Genomic DNA, 15,669 nt, shown 5'->3' with positions numbered 1-15,669 from the left:
TGGTACTGCTGGTAGTGCTCGACGAAGAGGCCGTACATGGTGACGTTGTTGCCGTTGACGACGAGCCCGTTGGCGCCGGTGTTGATGTTCCAGCCGACCGTGCCGCCGTTGCCGTGATCCGCGCGCCAGATCCAGAGGTGGTCACCGATCACGTCGTTGCTGTTCACCCGCAGCGACACGGTCGCCTTACCGGCGATCGAACCGCCGACGCGGAAGAACACGTCGTGCAGCGAGGTCGGGTTCGCGGCGTGGCTCGCGCTGGACCCGTTGGGGCCGACCTCCATGAGGACCTGGGAGTTGGTGGTGCCGGCGTCGAAGAGGATCCCGCCGACCTTGACGCCGTCGACGTCGGCGACGCTCATCGCGGTGACGCCGTTCTGCGGGACGATCGTGGCCAGGCCCAGGCCGAGCACGACCGTGTCGGCGCGGGTGATCCGGATGGTGTCGTTGACGGTGTACACGCCGGGCGTGAACAGCAGGTTCTGCCCGGCGGCCAGGGCGGCGTTGATGGATGCCGCGGTCGCGCCGGCCTTGACGATGTAGAACTGGCTGATCGGCAGGCTGGAGCCGGCCGTGGTGCCGGACGACCAGCTGTTGCCACTGACGTTGCTGCGCAGGGCGGGGACGAAGACCCGGTAGGCGCCGGTGTTGTCGACGTACAGGAAGGGCTTCTCCCGCACGACCGGGGTGTTGCCGGTGTTGGTGTACGGCGGGTTGGGGAAGCTGGTGCCGGGGGCGCCCTGGACACCGACGAACACCTGGTTCCAGTTCTGGCCCGTCCAGCTGCCGATCTGCGAGTTGCGGGTGATCCACTGCTGCTGCGTCCCGGACTGGATCTGGCCGTCGATCTTGCTGTCGGAGATCCAGCCGCCGGAGGACCAGCCACCGTCGGACAGCGCGAGGTTCCCGCGCACGTGCATCCGCCGGTATGGCGCGGCCTGCGACACGGCCCACCGGTCCAGGCCACCGGTCGGGGTGACGGACAGGTTCTCCGCGGACCGCCAGAAGTTCTGGGTCGCGTTCTGCGACCCGTCCGGCCACCAGTCCGCCTCCGCGTGCACGGCACCGTTGATGACCACCGAGTCCGGTGACGTGCCCAGACCCGCGACCTGGGTGAAGAACCCGACGTTGGCGTTCACGTTGTACGTGCCGGGCTTGAACAGCAACGCGAACCGGGCATTGCCGAACTGGTTCGTCACCTGCTGGTTGAACACCGTGTTCAACCGGTTCTGGATGGTGGCCTGCGACATCGACGGGTCGAACACCGACACGTTCGGGCCGAGGTCCGGGTTGTTCGGGTTGTTGGGCACGGTTCCCGTCGCGGTGGGGGTCGGGTTGGTGGTGCCGCCGCTGAACGCCCACTTCTGGTTCGCGGAGCCGGCGCACGACCACAGCTGCAGCTTCGCGCCGTCGGCGAGGTTGTTGTCCTTGATGTCGAGGCACTTGCCGGCGTTGGTGTTGACCAGGTCACCGGACGCGGTCAGCTGCCACTTCTGGCTGGCGACGGTGTCGTAGCAGGTCCACAGGTGCACGACCGCGCCGTCGGTGGTGGCGCCGTTCGCCACGTCGAGGCACTTGCCGAGGCCCTGCACGGAGCCGTTGTCGGCGAAGGTCCAGTTCTGGTTGGCGCTGCCGGTGTAGCAGGTCCACATCTGCGGCTGGTTGCCGTCTGCGGTGGAGCCGTTGGTGACGTCGAGGCATTTGCCGTTGGCGTTACTGGTGATCCGGCCGCTGCTGGCGGCGGAGGCGACCGTCATGGCGACCGTGCCGACGGCGGTGACGGCCACGGCCGTCACGGCGGTCGCCAGCATTGCTGTGCGTCTGGAGACTCTCAAGGCGGGGTCCTGTTCTTCACGCGGGCGTAGCCGTCCGACCCGGGGCGACTGGCGGGTCGTCGGGTGAGTGGGGGTGCGGTGCGCGCGCCGGGATCCATCGGCGCTTGTAACAGGAAGAAAACACGGCGCTGCGGCGGCGTGTCAACAGAACGCCGCAACTTTTTTCAGGTCGCGATGGAAGTCGCTATGAAACACGCGTCAAAGCGCTGCTGGACCCGTCGAGCCGCGGATCACGAGGTCGGTCGCGAGCTCCACGTGCAGCGCGTCGAGCTCGTGCCCGGCGAGCATCCGCCCGAGCAGGCTGACCGCCATCCGCCCCATCTCACCGAGGGGCTGGCGGACCGTGGTGAGCGCCGGGTGCGTGGCCCGGCTGACGTCGATGTCGTCGAACCCGGCCACCGACAGGTCGTGCGGCACGCGCAGCCCCCGGTCGGCGGCGGCGTGCAGCGCCCCGACGGCCATCTTGTCGTTGAACGCGACGATCGCCGTCGGCCGCTCCCGCAGGTCCAGCAGCTCCCCCGCCGCCCGGTAACCCTGCTCGACCGTCGGGTCGGTCACCGACCGGACGAGGTCCGGCGCGGGCAGCACCCCGGCCCCGACGAGCGGCGCGAGCCAGCCCGCGAGCCGGTCGCTGCTGGCCATCCACTCCGGCGGGCCGCCGAGGACGCCGACGCGGCGGTGCCCGAGCTGCGTCAGGTGCGTCGTGAGCCGCCGGGCGCCGGCGAAGTTGGCCGCCGACACGGCCGCGATGTCGCGCGGCGGCGACGTGCGCGGGTCCACCACCACGAACGGGAACCCCTGGTCGCGCAGCAGCTCCAGGTCGGCCTCCGGCTCCGACGGCAGGATGAGCAGCGCACCGGTGACCTGCGGCCAGCCGGTCAGCGTCTTGAGCACTTCCGTGCGCTTCCACGACGACTCGCCGGCGTCGACGATCGCGTGCATGCCGTGCACGTCCAGGGCCTCGGCGATGGCCGAGACGATGAGCCCGAAGTAGTCCGTCAGCACGTACGGGCAGCGCACGTAGACGCCGTTGTCGGCCTTCTGCGCACCGGAGCCCCGCCGGCGCGGCGCCTGCCGGCCGAGCCCGCCCATCGCCTCCAGGACCTTGTCGCGGGTGCCGGGCGCGACGTTGGAGCGGCCGTTGAGCACCCGGGACACCGTCGCGATCGACAGACCGGTCCGCTGCGCGACGTCGCGGATCGTGACGCGCTGCTGCTGCGCTGTTTCACCGGCCTGTTTCATGCCTGCAGAGCATAGTCGGCCGTTTGACAGGTCGATGTGGCGACAGCCGCTCTGTGTCGTCGCACGCGGTTCCCGTATGCCGTCCCGCGACGGCATACGAGGGCAAGCACCCTCGGCAACGCGCGGCTGCTGACCTACCGCGCCGACGGACACGTGTCCGCCACCTCGTTCAACCCGTGCATCCTGACGGCGATCCTGACGTATCTCGACACGGTGACCCTGACTGCCGAAGGCGCCTCGTGTACGCAGAACGCACCGGCCGCCCTGGCCGCCGAAGCGCCCCGTCGGGTCATGCCGGCGACCCGCTGACCCCGATGCCGGGGCCGGACCGTCGCACGCGGTCCGGCCCCATGCGGCTACTCGGTGCGCAGGGCGGTGGCGGTGCGGGTCTTCGCGGCCCAGCCGGCGGGGAGCAGGGCGCCGGCGACGGCGATGACGAGGCCACCGAGGATCAGCGGCAGCACCATCAGCGGGCCGAACACCTCGACGTAGCTCGCCGGGATGCCGGTGCCGGCGGCGCGGCCCATCGCCGGGAGCACCAGGTGGTGCAGGGCCACGCCCAGCGGCACGCCGATCGCGCCGGCGAGCAGGCCGGTGCCGGCGACCGAGGTGAGGACCATCGTGACCGTCTGCCGTGGTGACATGCCGAGGGCCTTGAAGATGCCGAGGTCGTGGACGCGTTCGCGGGTGTCGAGCACGAGCGTGTTGAGCACGCCCATCCCCGCGACGACGACGAGCATGACGGTGAGCGTCGCGGCGAGGGTGTCCATGGCGACGACGGTCTCGCTGATCTCCGCGACGTTGACGTCGGCGGCGGCGCCGAGCGGCTCGAGGACGGCGTTCAGCTTGTCCACATAGGACTTGGCGCCGACGCCCGCGTCGAGGTCGATGTGGACCTCGACGGACTGCGGGTCGACCTGGGTGCCGAGGGCGGTGAGGGTGGCCGCGTCGGTGACGACGACCCGGCCGTCGTCGCTGAGGTCGAGGACCTCCCCCACGATCCGCACCTTGGCGGTGCGGCCGGCGTCCGACAGCGTTGCCGTGTCACCGACGCGCAGGCCGGTGGTGTCGAGGAACGCGGTCGGCACCAGGATCTGACCCGGTCCGTCGAACCATCTGCCGGCGATGACCTCGTAGGTGCCCCAGGTGGCGTCGCCGTCGAACGCGAACGCGGTCACGGGGGCGGTGAGGCCGGAGACGCCGATCTCGACCTGCCCGGTGGTGAACCAGCGGCGGGTCCCCGGCTGCGCCTCGATCGCGCCGGTCACCTCGGCGACGGCGGCGGCGACCGCGGCGGGTGTCTCCGGCGGCGCCTGACCCTGCTGCCCCGCCGTCCCCGGCTGCCCACTCGCGCCCGGCTGAGGCGCCGGACCCGGCCCACTGGTCTGACGCGGCACGCCGCTCTGGCCCGGACCGCCGCTCTGACCCGGTCCGCCGCTCTGACCCGGGCCGCCGCTCTGGCCGCCGGGGCCGCCCGTCCGGCCCGGGCCGCTGGTCTGCGCCGGGTCGGCCGGCGGGGGCTGGTCGATCCGGCCCGGGCCGCCCGGACCACCTGGCGGGGCGAAGACGTGGGCGACGACGGCGCCGGCGTTGCGGCGGTTGAGGCCGTCCTGGATGCCCGCCAGGGACGTGGCGAGACCGGCGCCGAACGTGACGCCGAGCGCGCCGAGCGCCACCGCCGCCACGATCGTCGCCGAGCGCGACGGGCTGCTGAACGGGTTCGCCAGCCCCAGGCTCACCGGCCGGGGCAGCGGCAGCCGGCCGAGCACCCGCCGCGCCGCCCGTCCACGCCCCGCAGCCGGGGTGCGCCCGACGGCGAGGGCGTCGACGGTCCGCAGCCGCCCGGCCCGCAGCGCCGGCACGAACGCGGTGACGGCGACGGCGACGAGCGCGACGACCGGCACGACGGCGCTCACCCACGGCGCGATCGTCAGCGGGGCGGTGCCGAAGGCGTCGCTCTCCTCGGCGAGGACCGGCACGGCGGCGACGTTGCCGAGCACGACGCCGAGCGCGGCGCCGACGACCGCCGGGATCATCGCCTGACCGATGTAGGCGCGGGTGACCTGGGCCGGGGTGAAGCCGACGGACTTCAAAATGCCGATGCGGCGGGTCGCGGCGCCGACGGAGCCGCTGACGACGACGCCGATGATGAGCACCGACATGCACAGGCCGAGCACGCCGAACGCGACCACGAACGGCACGAACGTCGCCGCGGTGCGTTCCGCGCTGCGTTTCACCGTCAGGTACGACGAGGCACCGGTCAGCGCGCCGTCGGGCACGGCTGCGGCGACCGCGGCCCGGTGCGCGGTGAGCTGCGCGGCGGTGCCCGCGTCGGCGAAGCGGTACAGCATCTGATATCCGGCGCCGGAACCAGCGAGGGCGGCCAGCTGGTCGGGGGTCGTCCACGCCTCGGCGCTGGACCCGACGGACCTGGCGAGGCCGACGACGGTGAGTGTCGGGCTGCCCGCCACGCCGGCGAACCGCAGCTTGTCGCCGACGCCGAGCGGGGACCGGCCGGCCGACCACACGATCTCGCCGGCGGCGCTCGCCCATCGGCCCTCGGTGAGGTCGAGCTTGTCGACGGGGCCGCCGGGGTCGGCGCGGCCGGCGAGCGCGGCCGGCGGCAGCTCGATGCCGGGCGGGACGTGGGTGCCGCTGACGGTCGTCGGGCGCAGCGTCACCGTCCGGAAGGGGCCGGCGGACGCGGTCGCCCCGGCGGCGGTCGCGGTGGCGGCGACGGTGCCGGCGGTGACGGCCCCGGCGTCGAACGCGGCCGTCAGGTGGGCGCCCTGCTGCTTGGCGAAGCCCCGGTCGAAGGGGGCACGGGACGCTTCGAGCAGGCCTGCCGCCAGTACCGACGCGGAAACGGCGAGCAGGGTCGTCAACGCCATCACGACGGACTGGACGCGGCGCCGGCCGCCGGCCCGCACGACCCGGCCGACGCCGCTCACCGGACACCGCCGGCGGTGTGCTGGACGTCGCGGCTGAGGCGGCCGTCGACGAGTTCGACGGTCCTGGTGGCGCACTCGTGGGCGAGGGTGACGTCGTGGGTGACGAGGACGAGCGTCTGCCCGTCGCGGTGCAGGGCGGTCAGCAGGTCCCGCACCTCCCGGCCGGACGCCGTGTCGAGGGCGCCGGTCGGCTCGTCGGCGAGGAGCAGCGACGGCCGGTTCATGAGCGCCCGGGCGACGGCGACCCGCTGCCGTTCGCCACCGGACAGCCGGCCGGGGAACGCCTTCGCGTGCCGCTGCACCCCGAGGCGTTCCAGGAGCTCGCCGGCGCGTGCGGTGGCCTCGGTGCGCGGTACACCGGCCAGCTGCGCCGGAAGGAGGACGTTGTCGTGCACGGTCAGGTCGTCCACCAGGTTGAAGAACTGGAAGACCATGCCGATGCGGGCGCGGCGGTACTTCGCGGACGCGGCCTCGCCGAGCCCGTCGACCCTGACCCCGTCGACGGTGACGCTGCCGGACGTCGGCCGGTCCAGCCCGGCGATGAGGTTGAGCAGCGTCGACTTGCCGCTGCCGGACGCGCCCAGGACGGCGACGGCCTCACCGGCGTCGATGCGCAACGTCAGGCCGGCGAGGGCCGGCGGCCCGTCGTCGTAGCGTTTGCTCACGTCGCTGATCTGGATGAGTGGCGCTGGCACGGGCACCTGCGGTTCACTCATGTCGCTTATCTGGATGCGTGGCGCTGACACGGGTACCTGCGGTTCACTCATGTCGCTGTTCTGGATGCGTGGCGCTGACACAGGCACCTCCACGGTGACGGTTGACGTCCTCCGACCGTAGGAACCCTCGGTGCTCCGGCACGTCGGCCATGGTGACGGGATCCGGTGCCGCGGTCATTCTTTCGGACTACGCCGCGCGGCACGCAATGGACACCATGGCCGATGCCGGCGGACGGGGCGCTTGGCAGACTGGGGGCCATGGACACGGGGTTCCTCGGGCGGCAGCTGCGGGCGATCGACGCCGAGCTGCGGCGCGTGAGCGGCCCGCTGCCGAAGCTCAGCAAGTGGGCGTGGGCGGCCGACGCGGTCCTCGCGCTCCTGCTCACCCTCGCCACCGTCGGCTCGGCGATGGACCGCCAGGACACGGCGGCGCCCGTGGACATCATGGAGCACGAGCGGTTCCGGGTGCCGGAGCTGCCGGAGCCGCCGTTTCCCGGTGAGCGGCCGTGGATCCCGCCCCAGGAGCCCGCCGAGTTCCCCGGCTGGGTGCTGGTCCTGGCGGCGCTGACGGCGCTGCCGCTGGTGACCCGCCGCAGGTTTCCGGTCACGTCGCTGTGGGTCATCGCCGCGGCGACGCAGGTGCTGCGGCTGCAGCCCGGCTTCGACCCGACGGCGGCGCTCGTGTGCTTCGTGATCGCCGCGTACAGTGCCGCGCTGTACAGCCGCCACCGTGCCCTCGCGATCGGCAGCGTCCTCGTGGCCGCCGCCGTGCTGGTGCTCGCCGGTCAGGGCGACGACGCCGGGCTGGGCCCGGGGCTGGCGACGTTCCTCCTGCTGTGCGCGGTCAGTCTCACCGCGAACGCGATCCACACGTGGAAGCAGCGGGCCCTCGCCCTGCAACGGGAGCAGGCGACCGCGACGAGCCTGGCGGTGCAGCAGGAGCGTGCCCGGCTCGCCGGGGAGCTGCACGACGTCGTCAGCCACAGCGTCAGCATGATGGTCGTGCAGGCGGGCGCCGCCCGCACGGTCCTGGACACCGAGCCGGGCCTGGCACGGGAGGCGCTGCTCGCGGTCGAGTCCAGCGGGCGGGCCGCGATGGTGGAGCTGCGGCACGTCATGGGGCTGCTGACGATGGACGACGACGACCTCGGTCTCGCCCCGGCCCCGGGCCTGGACCAGCTCGGGGTCCTCGCCGACGGGGTGCGGCGCACCGGGGTGCCCGTCGAGGTGGTGCAGACCGGCACGCGGGTGCCGTTGCCGGCGGGGGTCGAGCTCGCGGCGTACCGGGTCGTGCAGGAGGCCCTGACCAACGCGGTGAAGCACGCCGCGGGCGCGTCGGTGACGGTCACCGTCGAGCACGCGGAGGACGCGTTGCGCATCGACGTCACCGACACCGGCGGCACCGCGGACACGGCCGCCGACCCGGGCAGCGGGCGCGGGCTGGCCGGCCTGCGGGAGCGCCTCAGCGTGCACGACGGCAGCCTGTCCGCGGGCCCGACCGGCGACGGCGGCTTCCGGGTCCACGCCGTCATCCCGACCGGGGACGCCTTCCCAGCCCCAAGGCCGGTGCCGTCATGAGCGGGCCGTCGCGGTTTGTCGGCGCCGACGATCAGGTCCGCGGACCCGCCCGGCGACAGCGGCCTCCGGGTCCACACCGCCACGCCGATCGGGAGCCCTACGACCGCGCCACCGCGGGGCATCGCCGACTGTCAGGGTCGGACGAGGTCATGAGCGAGCCGTTGCGGGGCGTCGCCGCCGACGATCAGGTCGGCGGACCCGGCGGGCAACAGTGGCTTCCGGGTCCGCGCTGCGATGCCGATCGGGGCCCTATGACCGCGCCGGCGCGGGGCGTCGCCGACTGTCAGGAGCAGGTGAGGTCGTGAGCGAGCCGTTGCGGGGCGTCGGCGATCAGGGGCGGGTGGGGTCATGAGCGAGCCGTTGCGGGTTGTCGTCGCCGATGATCAGGCGCTGGTGCGGACCGGGTTCCGGATGATTCTGACGGCCGGGGGGATCGAGGTCGTCGCGGACGCCGCCGACGGTGCGGAGGCCGTCGACGCGGTGCGCCGCACCCGGCCCGACGTGGTCCTCATGGATGTGCGGATGCCGCGGATGGACGGCCTTGAGGCGACCCGCCGCGTCCTCGGCGGGCCGGTGACCGCCGCCGCGCCGCGGGTCATCATCCTCACGACGTTCGACCTCGACCAGTATGTCTACGCGGCGTTGTCGGCGGGGGCGAGCGGGTTCCTGCTCAAGGATGTCAGCCCCGAGCATCTCGTCGCCGCCGTCCGCCTGGTCCGCTCCGGCGACGCGTTGCTGGCGCCGGCGATCACGCGGCGGCTCATCGAGCGGTATGCGAACCGGGACGGGCGCACGGCGACCCTGCACCGGGATCTGGCGGGGCTGACGCCGCGGGAGCTGGAGGTGCTGCGGCTGCTCGCCCGCGGGTTGAGCAACGCGGAGCTCGCCGCGGGACTGCAGCTCAGCGACGCGACGGTGAAGACGCACATCGCCCGCATCCTGTCGAAGCTGCAGCTGCGCGACCGGGCCCAGGCGATCGTCGCCGCCTACGAGACGGGGCTGGTGACCCCGGGCTCCGGTTAGCGTTCGCCGGGCTCCGGTCAGCGTCCGGCCGGGCCCCTGGTCAGCGTCTCGCCCCGGTCAGCGCCCTCGCCCTTCCCGCCCTGGTCGGCGTGACGCCACACCTCGGTCAGTGTCTCGTCTCGCCCCGCCCGGTCAGCGTGACGCCAGGCCTCCCGTCAGCCGGATGCCGGGCTCCGGTCAGCGTCTTGTCGGGACCTCGGCGCGGAAGGTGCTCGCGTCGAGGTCGTAGCGTTCCAGGAAGTCGGCGACCGCTTCGACGACGACCCGCTCGACGACCCGCACGTATTTGGCCGCCTCCAGCGCGGGCAGCGCGGCGGTGGGGTCGCCGACGAGGTCCCGCACGCCGAGCCGGGCGCTGTGGTCGTGCCAGCCGCCGGGGCGGGCCCGTCGCGCCCGCCGGGCCGTGTCGTGTGCCGCCGCACGGGCCAGGCGCCACGGCGCACCTGTCAGTTGGGTCAGCAGGTCCAGGTGTACGACCGGCGCCGGCAGATACCACGTGGGGCGGACCGGCGGAAGGACGTGCGCGGACAGCTCGACGTACAGGACGGAAGCTTCGATCGCGGTGTGCACGAACACCGACACGAGCCCGTCACCGTCGTCGGACGGCACGACGGGCCTGCCCTCGGCGGTGGTGACGCCCCTGGCCCGTGGCACGATCACGACCCGGTCGTAGTGGCGCAGGCCCTCCTGCGGCCCGCGCACGACGGCGTCGAGGGCTTCCCGCGAGGCCAGGGGCAGCGGGGTGCCGCCGTCGAGGAGCGGGTCGCCGGCGCAGCGGACCCCGTCGGCGGCGAGGTACGGCGTGACCGCCGGCCCCGGCACGCCGTGGTGGCCGGTGCCGTCGCCGAGGCCCTGCAGCGCCTGCCCGACATGGCGGCGCAGCAGGACCGGGTCGAGGGTGGCGGGGCTGCGCGGCCGGTAGCCGCCGGAGTCGATGGCCCGCAACGCCACCGCGACCGACCAGCCCGCCACCCGGTGCCCGGCGCCGACGAACGGGTCGTCGCGGCTGAACGCCACGTTGCCGCGCTGGGCGGCGGCGACGACCGCGACCCGTTGCCTGGTGGTGTCGTGCATCGGGAGGGGATGGGCCGGGGCGGTGAGAGTGGCTGCGGTCCACCACAGGTGGGCGAGGTGCCCGGCGGCGGCGCAGGCGACGAGGACGGCGAGCGCGACCCAGACCCGCGCGCCGGCCTCCGCACCCACGACGGCCGCGATCCGCGCGAACTCGCCGGCCGGCGCCGCCGTCGCGGAGCGGGCCGGTGGCGCGGAGACGGCCGAGCCGGCGATGGCGAGGGCCGCCCCGACGGCGGTGGCGAGGCCGAAGACGAGCGCGGCGGCGAGGAGGACCCGGCCGGTCCTCGGTGCCGCGCGGACCGGGCCGGAGAGGCACAGCCCCGCGGCGGCGCCGAGGAGCAGCACGGCGACCGTGGTGCGGGGCGCGAGGATCAGGGCGGCGAGCACGGCGACGGTGAGGAACGCGTCTCTGGCGTGGCTCAGCAGCCTGGCCCGCAGCGCGTGGCACAGCACCGGCTCCAGGTCGAACCCGACCGACGGCGGCACCGCGCGGTGCGGGTCGTCGGTGAGCTCGGCGACGACCGTCCGGGCGAGGCCCGCGTCGAGGTGGACGGCCGCGCACAGCCTGCGGGTCGTGGTCGACGGCATCCGCTGGGAGGTCGTCGCGTCGGGCATGGAGAACAGCGGCGGCGGCCACGGCTCACGTTTCGCCTGCCGCGGCGCGGTCTGCCCGTGCGCCTGCACCGCCGGGCCGGCCGGCCCGCTGCCGGCGGTGGCAGCGGCAGCGACCGCCGCGGGGTGGTCGTCCGGGGGCGCGGCGGCGCGGTTGCCCGGCCAGATCGGGGCGGCCCGGCGCAGGAACCCGGTCAGCAGGACGCGCTGACTCGCCGGCAGCGACGCGGGCCCGGTCGTCGTGGTCGTGGTGCCGCCGAACGCCTCCGTGTCGCGGCGCAGCGCGGCGAGGAACGGTGGCAGCGCCGGTGCGTCGCGGCCGGTGCGGCCCAGCGCTGCCAGGACCCGCGCGGCGAGACGGTCAACCCGCACGGTGGTCGTCGCCGGTCTTCTTGCGGGCGGCGGGCAACTTGACCCGCAGCCGCGACGGGCGCCCCGAGCCGTGCGGCGGTGCCGCCCCCGTCGATGGTGCTGCCGCGGTACCGGCGGCGACGGCAACATCCGGAACGAGCCCGGCGAGCCGGACGACCTGGGTCAGCAGCAGCGGTGCCGCGATCCCGACGGCGGCGGCCCCGCCCGCGGTGGTCACCTGCCCGGCGGCGGCGACCCCGGCGGCGAGCCCGGCACCGGTGAGGCAGCGCAGGACGACGGACAGCGCGTACGCCACCGGATCCGGCTCCCCCGCACCGCGCCACGGCCACGTGCCCGCCCGGCGCGCGGCACCGAGCAGGTCGAGCCCTTCGAGCGCGAGCGCCGCGAACAGACCCCACATGGCCGCACCCGCTGCGCTCATCGGATCACCATAGGGACGCCCGGAGCGCCGTTGCGCGGTATCACCCGCCGGTCACCCGGTCGGGTGCACGCCTCCGGTGACCGCCGCCAGGACGGTGGTGTACGTGGCGCGGCGGTCCGGGCGGGCGCGGGCGGCGACGGTGATGCCGGCGGGCGCGACGGACGACTGCGGCAGCAGCCCGAGCCGGCGGGCGACCTCTTTCGCCGGGTACACGTGGATCGACCTGCCGGCCGGCAGCACCTACCCGTGCGACGGGGTGAGCAGCCGCGCCAGGGCCCGCGGCAGCGTCGACTTACCGCAGGCGTTCGGGCCGACGATGACGGTGAAGCGGCCGTCGGGCACGTCGAGGTGCAGGTCGGTGCAGGTCGGTGCTGATCGTCCTGCGGTCATAGCCGTCGGCGCGGAGCCGGGTCACGCGTAGGTGCCGGCGCGCCCCGAGCCGGACAGCGCGGGCTCGGCGGCGGGCTCGACCGGCTCCGCGACGTCGGCGGCGGCCTCCTCCTGACGCCGCTCGCAGACCGACTCGAGGATCTCGGCGGAGCGGACCGCGGTGTTGGACAGCAGTGAGGAACTGAGGCCGTGCGTGTGCTCGGTGCCGCCCTGCAGGTAGATGCCGGCCCGCACGCCGGCGTCGGTGCGGATGCGGTAGTCGCGCTCGACGACGGCGAGGCCCCGCTCGTCGCGATGGCAGCGGTCGGCGAGGACGCCGAGCAGCGGAAACGGGTCGGCGGGGGCGTAGCCGGTGGCGCAGACGAGCACGTCGGCGGGAAGGACGGTCCGGGCGCCGGTGAGCATCGACTCGACGGTCACGGCGACCCGTCCGGCGGTCTCCTCCGCGGCGGTCAGGCGGGACACGTTGAGCAGGCGGAGCCGAGAAGTGCCCAGGACCTTTTCGCGGTACACGCGGCGGTAGAGCGACTCGATGAGGTCGGTGTCCACGACGGAGTAGTTGGTGTTGGCGTGGTAGCCGAGCAGCATCGACTTGACCTGGGCCGGCGCGCCGAAGTAGTCGTCGACGGCGAGGGGGTCGAAGATACGGTTGGCGAAGGGGCTGTCGTCGGCGGGGCTGTAGCCGTAGCGGGACAGCACGCCGCAGACCTCGGCCGCCGGGAAGCGTTCGTGCAGGAACGCGGTGACCTCGGCGGCGCTCTGCCCGGCGCCGACGACGACGAACCGGGCCGGGTCCGTGCCGTTCAGGCTGTCGACGTTGGTCAGCAGGTCCCGGCTGTGCCAGACCCGCCGCGACGCGACGATGCCCGGCGGGAGCGCGGGCCGCAGCCCGCCGGCGAGCACAACGTTGCGGGCGCGGAACGTCTCGCCGCCGGACTCGACGTCGAACGCCGTCACGATGCCGTCGACGACGACCGGGCGCACGGTGGTGACCTCGGCGGCGTACCGGACCATGTCGGCGACGCGGGCGGCCGCCCATTCCAGGTAGTCGTGGAACTCGATGCGCAGCGGGAACAGGCTCTTGTGGTTGACGAAGTCGATGAGCCGGCCGCGCTCGTGCAGGTAGGACAGGAAGCTGAACGAGCTGGTCGGGTCGCGCATCGTGACGAGGTCCTTGAGGAACGACACCTGCATCGTCGCGTCCTCGATGAGCATGCCGCGGTGCCAGCCGAAGGAGGCCTGCCGCTCCAGGAACACGGCGCTCACGGGGTCCTGCCCGCCGGCGGCGTTGCGCTCGTGCACCGCGATCGCGAGCGCCAGGTTCGATGGACCGAAGCCGACCCCGACCAGGTCGACGACCGGTGTTTCGTCCCCGCGCGGCTGTGGCATCGCAGTCCCATCGCTCACGTCGAGACCGGCTCGACCGCTCTGACTCCACCACCAGCCGGCATGGAGTTAGGCTAGCCTAACCTTTGCGTTTCATGTTGTCACGGCGGCCCTGCTTCCACTCCTCCGGATACCCGGGATCAGCACCCGTTGTGCGGAGGCGGCAGGTGTACGCCATGCGCGCCGCCTCCGGACAAGGTCAGCCGCACCGCGTCGACGGGCCCGCCGAACGCTCGGACACCGTCGAGGTGCCGGCCGGCCCGGCCGAAGGATCGGAGGCCGGCGCCGTCGCCGACGCGGGCACTGCGGAGGAAGCCGGAGCCGACCCGGGCACGGCGGACCGGCTCGCCGCCGAGGTCTTCGGCGCCGCCGCCGTCGCGCCCGGGCGTTGCACGGTGCCGACGGTCAGCGTCACGCCGCTCAGCGTGGTGCGGCGTCCGGCGGTGTCGGTCACACGGACGGTGAACGGGCCGGTGCCGGCGCCGTTCTGCGCGATCCAGTAGTTGTAGTCGGTGCGGCTCAGCGCCTTCCACGTCGCACCGGACTGCAGTTCCACCGCCGACAGCGGGTTGCCGGTGTTGTCCAGGCGCAGCGCCAGCCAGTACCGCGACGAACCCTCCTTCACCCGGACGGTCATCGGACCGGGGGCGGGCGGGCTGGTCACCTTGCTGTAGGTCACCTTGATGATCCCTGCGACGGGGTCGCCGATCTTCGCGAACGCCTGCCTGCTCAGATCCAGGTGCCCGGCGGCGCACTCGGGGCAGCGGTCGGTGACCTTGACCCGGACCGTGCCCTTGGGACCCTTGACGTCCAGGTAGCCGCCGCACGCGGCCCCGCCGGCGTACTCCGCGTTGCCCAGCGCCACGACGAGCGGGTTGGCGACCTGGTCGAACGAGCAGTTGCCGCTGCCGTCGGCCGCGTAATAGGTGGCCTGGCCGGACGCCGTCGCCGCGCACGCCGCGCCGGACGCCTGGGCGACGAGCGCGACGGTCGCGGTCCCGGCGACGACCGCGCCGGCGGCCGCGACCACCCACGTCCTGCGGCGCGTCCACCATGGCTGCTGCGGTTCGGGGTTGTCCAGCACGCTGGGCATCGTAGCCGGGCGTGCGACCGCTCCACCGCCACCAAAGGAACGCTTAAGCCGCCCCTCAGACGCCTCAGCGCAGCCCGGCGAACAGGTCGTCCTCCGGCAGCGGCGCATCCGTCGTGTCACGCACGCGCAGGAACGTCTCCACGCCCATCAGCTCCGTGAACCGCTCCTTGCCCATCCGCAGGAAGAAGATGTTCTCGCCCTGACTGGCGTGCGCGGCGAGGGCGTCGAACTTCTGCGACCCGTACGCCTTCGTGTCGACCCACGTCGTGATCTCCTCGTCCGGCAGCCCGAGCGGCGGCCCCTGCGGCGCCGCGTCGGAGGCCGGATCCGGCGCGTCGAACTCCACGCCGAACTCCCGCAGCGTCCTGCCGAACTCCTCCATGCCCGAGCGGGGCACGGTCGTCCAGTACACCTTGGCGGCGCTGCCGGTCAGCTCCACCGCCGCCATCGTGATCCGGTGCGCCTGGATGTGGTCGGGGTGCCCGTAGAAGCCGTTCTCGTCGTAGGTGACGATGACGTCGGGCTCGTACTGCCGGATCAGCTCGGCGAGCCGCGCGGCGGCGTCCGGCACGGGCGTCGTCCAGAACGAGCCGGCCACGTCGTTCGTCGACCATCCCATCATCCCGGAGTCCGGATACCCGAGCAGCTCCAGGTGCGACACCTTCAGCGTCGCGCAGGCCGTCTCCAGCTCCTCGACCCGCATCGCGGCCACCGCGTCCGGGTCGTGCCCGGGCTCGCCCGGCTTGACCCCGCCGGGCCCGTCGCCGCAGCGCCCGTCGGTGCAGGTCACGAGCACGGTCGTGATGCCCTCCGCGGCGTACTTCGCCAGCACACCACCGGTGCCGGTCGCCTCGTCGTCGGGGTGCGCGTGCACTGCCATCAGCGTCAGGGGTCGCTCAGCCATGCGACCACCCTATCCACCACGCTCCGGCATCCGCCGCCTCACACCACCCCGGCGTGGCCGTGTGCCTCGATC

12 protein-coding genes and 1 pseudogene are annotated in these 15,669 nt (G+C 73.7%); 3 read left to right on the top strand and 10 right to left on the bottom strand.

Annotated features, from left to right (window positions below; genetic code table 11):
• Positions 1-1,835, bottom strand: a 1,835-nt coding sequence (locus tag ABZS58_RS31615; protein WP_354786894.1) for a ricin-type beta-trefoil lectin domain protein, incomplete at its 3' end; no start/stop codon positions are given.
• A gap of 198 nt (positions 1,836-2,033) precedes the next feature.
• Positions 2,034-3,077: a LacI family DNA-binding transcriptional regulator gene (locus ABZS58_RS31610; protein ID WP_354786893.1), complete on the bottom strand. Its 1,044-nt coding sequence runs from the start codon at positions 3,075-3,077 to the stop codon at positions 2,034-2,036.
• A gap of 36 nt (positions 3,078-3,113) precedes the next feature.
• Between ABZS58_RS31610 and ABZS58_RS31605 the strand changes: the two genes are divergently transcribed.
• Positions 3,114-3,386: an alpha/beta hydrolase gene (locus ABZS58_RS31605; protein WP_354786892.1), complete on the top strand. Its 273-nt coding sequence runs from the start codon at positions 3,114-3,116 to the stop codon at positions 3,384-3,386.
• A 47-nt stretch (positions 3,387-3,433) separates the two neighbouring features.
• Here the strand turns inward: ABZS58_RS31605 and ABZS58_RS31600 are convergent, their stop codons facing one another.
• Together ABZS58_RS31600 and ABZS58_RS31595 are read right to left on the bottom strand one after the other, a co-directional pair.
• The gene (locus ABZS58_RS31600) at positions 3,434-6,028 is read right to left on the bottom strand and encodes an FtsX-like permease family protein (protein ID WP_354786891.1); all 2,595 of its coding nucleotides are present in this window, start codon (positions 6,026-6,028) and stop codon (positions 3,434-3,436) included.
• On the bottom strand, positions 6,025-6,744 hold the full coding sequence (locus ABZS58_RS31595; protein ID WP_354786890.1) for an ABC transporter ATP-binding protein: 720 nt from the start codon (positions 6,742-6,744) through the stop codon (positions 6,025-6,027). The genes ABZS58_RS31600 and ABZS58_RS31595 overlap by 4 nt, the downstream gene beginning before the upstream one ends.
• Positions 6,745-7,002: 258 nt before the next feature.
• On the opposite strand from ABZS58_RS31595, the gene ABZS58_RS31590 reads away from it, so the two are divergent.
• Both ABZS58_RS31590 and ABZS58_RS31585 read left to right on the top strand, forming a co-directional pair.
• Positions 7,003-8,322, top strand: coding sequence for a histidine kinase (locus tag ABZS58_RS31590; protein WP_354786889.1), 1,320 nt, complete (start codon positions 7,003-7,005; stop codon positions 8,320-8,322).
• Between the two features lie 348 nt (positions 8,323-8,670).
• Positions 8,671-9,345, top strand: a complete 675-nt coding sequence (locus ABZS58_RS31585) for a response regulator transcription factor (protein WP_354786888.1) — start codon at positions 8,671-8,673, stop codon at positions 9,343-9,345.
• 177 nt (positions 9,346-9,522) lie between these two features.
• Here ABZS58_RS31585 and ABZS58_RS31580 read toward each other — a convergent pair whose 3' ends face one another.
• The 6 genes and pseudogenes from ABZS58_RS31580 to ABZS58_RS31555 all read right to left on the bottom strand — a co-directional run bounded on the left by ABZS58_RS31580 (position 9,523) and on the right by ABZS58_RS31555 (position 15,597).
• Positions 9,523-11,403, bottom strand: a complete 1,881-nt coding sequence (locus tag ABZS58_RS31580; protein WP_354786887.1) for a hypothetical protein — start codon at positions 11,401-11,403, stop codon at positions 9,523-9,525.
• Positions 11,393-11,824, bottom strand: a complete 432-nt coding sequence (locus ABZS58_RS31575; RefSeq protein WP_354786886.1) for a hypothetical protein — start codon at positions 11,822-11,824, stop codon at positions 11,393-11,395. The genes ABZS58_RS31580 and ABZS58_RS31575 overlap by 11 nt, the downstream gene beginning before the upstream one ends.
• Positions 11,825-11,956: 132 nt before the next feature.
• A pseudogene (locus tag ABZS58_RS31570) lies at positions 11,957-12,239 on the bottom strand (ABC transporter ATP-binding protein); the annotation flags it as partial.
• The gene (locus tag ABZS58_RS31565) at positions 12,236-13,603 is read right to left on the bottom strand and encodes a lysine N(6)-hydroxylase/L-ornithine N(5)-oxygenase family protein (RefSeq protein ID WP_354786885.1); all 1,368 of its coding nucleotides are present in this window, start codon (positions 13,601-13,603) and stop codon (positions 12,236-12,238) included. The gene ABZS58_RS31565 and the pseudogene ABZS58_RS31570, both read right to left, overlap by 4 nt.
• A 196-nt stretch (positions 13,604-13,799) precedes the next feature.
• Positions 13,800-14,684: an expansin EXLX1 family cellulose-binding protein gene (locus tag ABZS58_RS31560; protein ID WP_354786884.1), complete on the bottom strand. Its 885-nt coding sequence runs from the start codon at positions 14,682-14,684 to the stop codon at positions 13,800-13,802.
• A 73-nt stretch (positions 14,685-14,757) separates the two neighbouring features.
• Positions 14,758-15,597, bottom strand: a complete 840-nt coding sequence (locus ABZS58_RS31555) for a PIG-L family deacetylase (protein ID WP_354786883.1) — start codon at positions 15,595-15,597, stop codon at positions 14,758-14,760.
• Positions 15,598-15,669: the final 72 nt, after the last annotated feature.

It is taken from the genome of Dactylosporangium sp. NPDC005555, assembly GCF_040605635.1.
Lineage (GTDB): Bacteria > Actinomycetota > Actinomycetes > Mycobacteriales > Micromonosporaceae > Dactylosporangium.
Note: the sequence above shows the minus strand (reverse complement) of the source record. Positions and strands in the feature narration are given on the sequence as shown.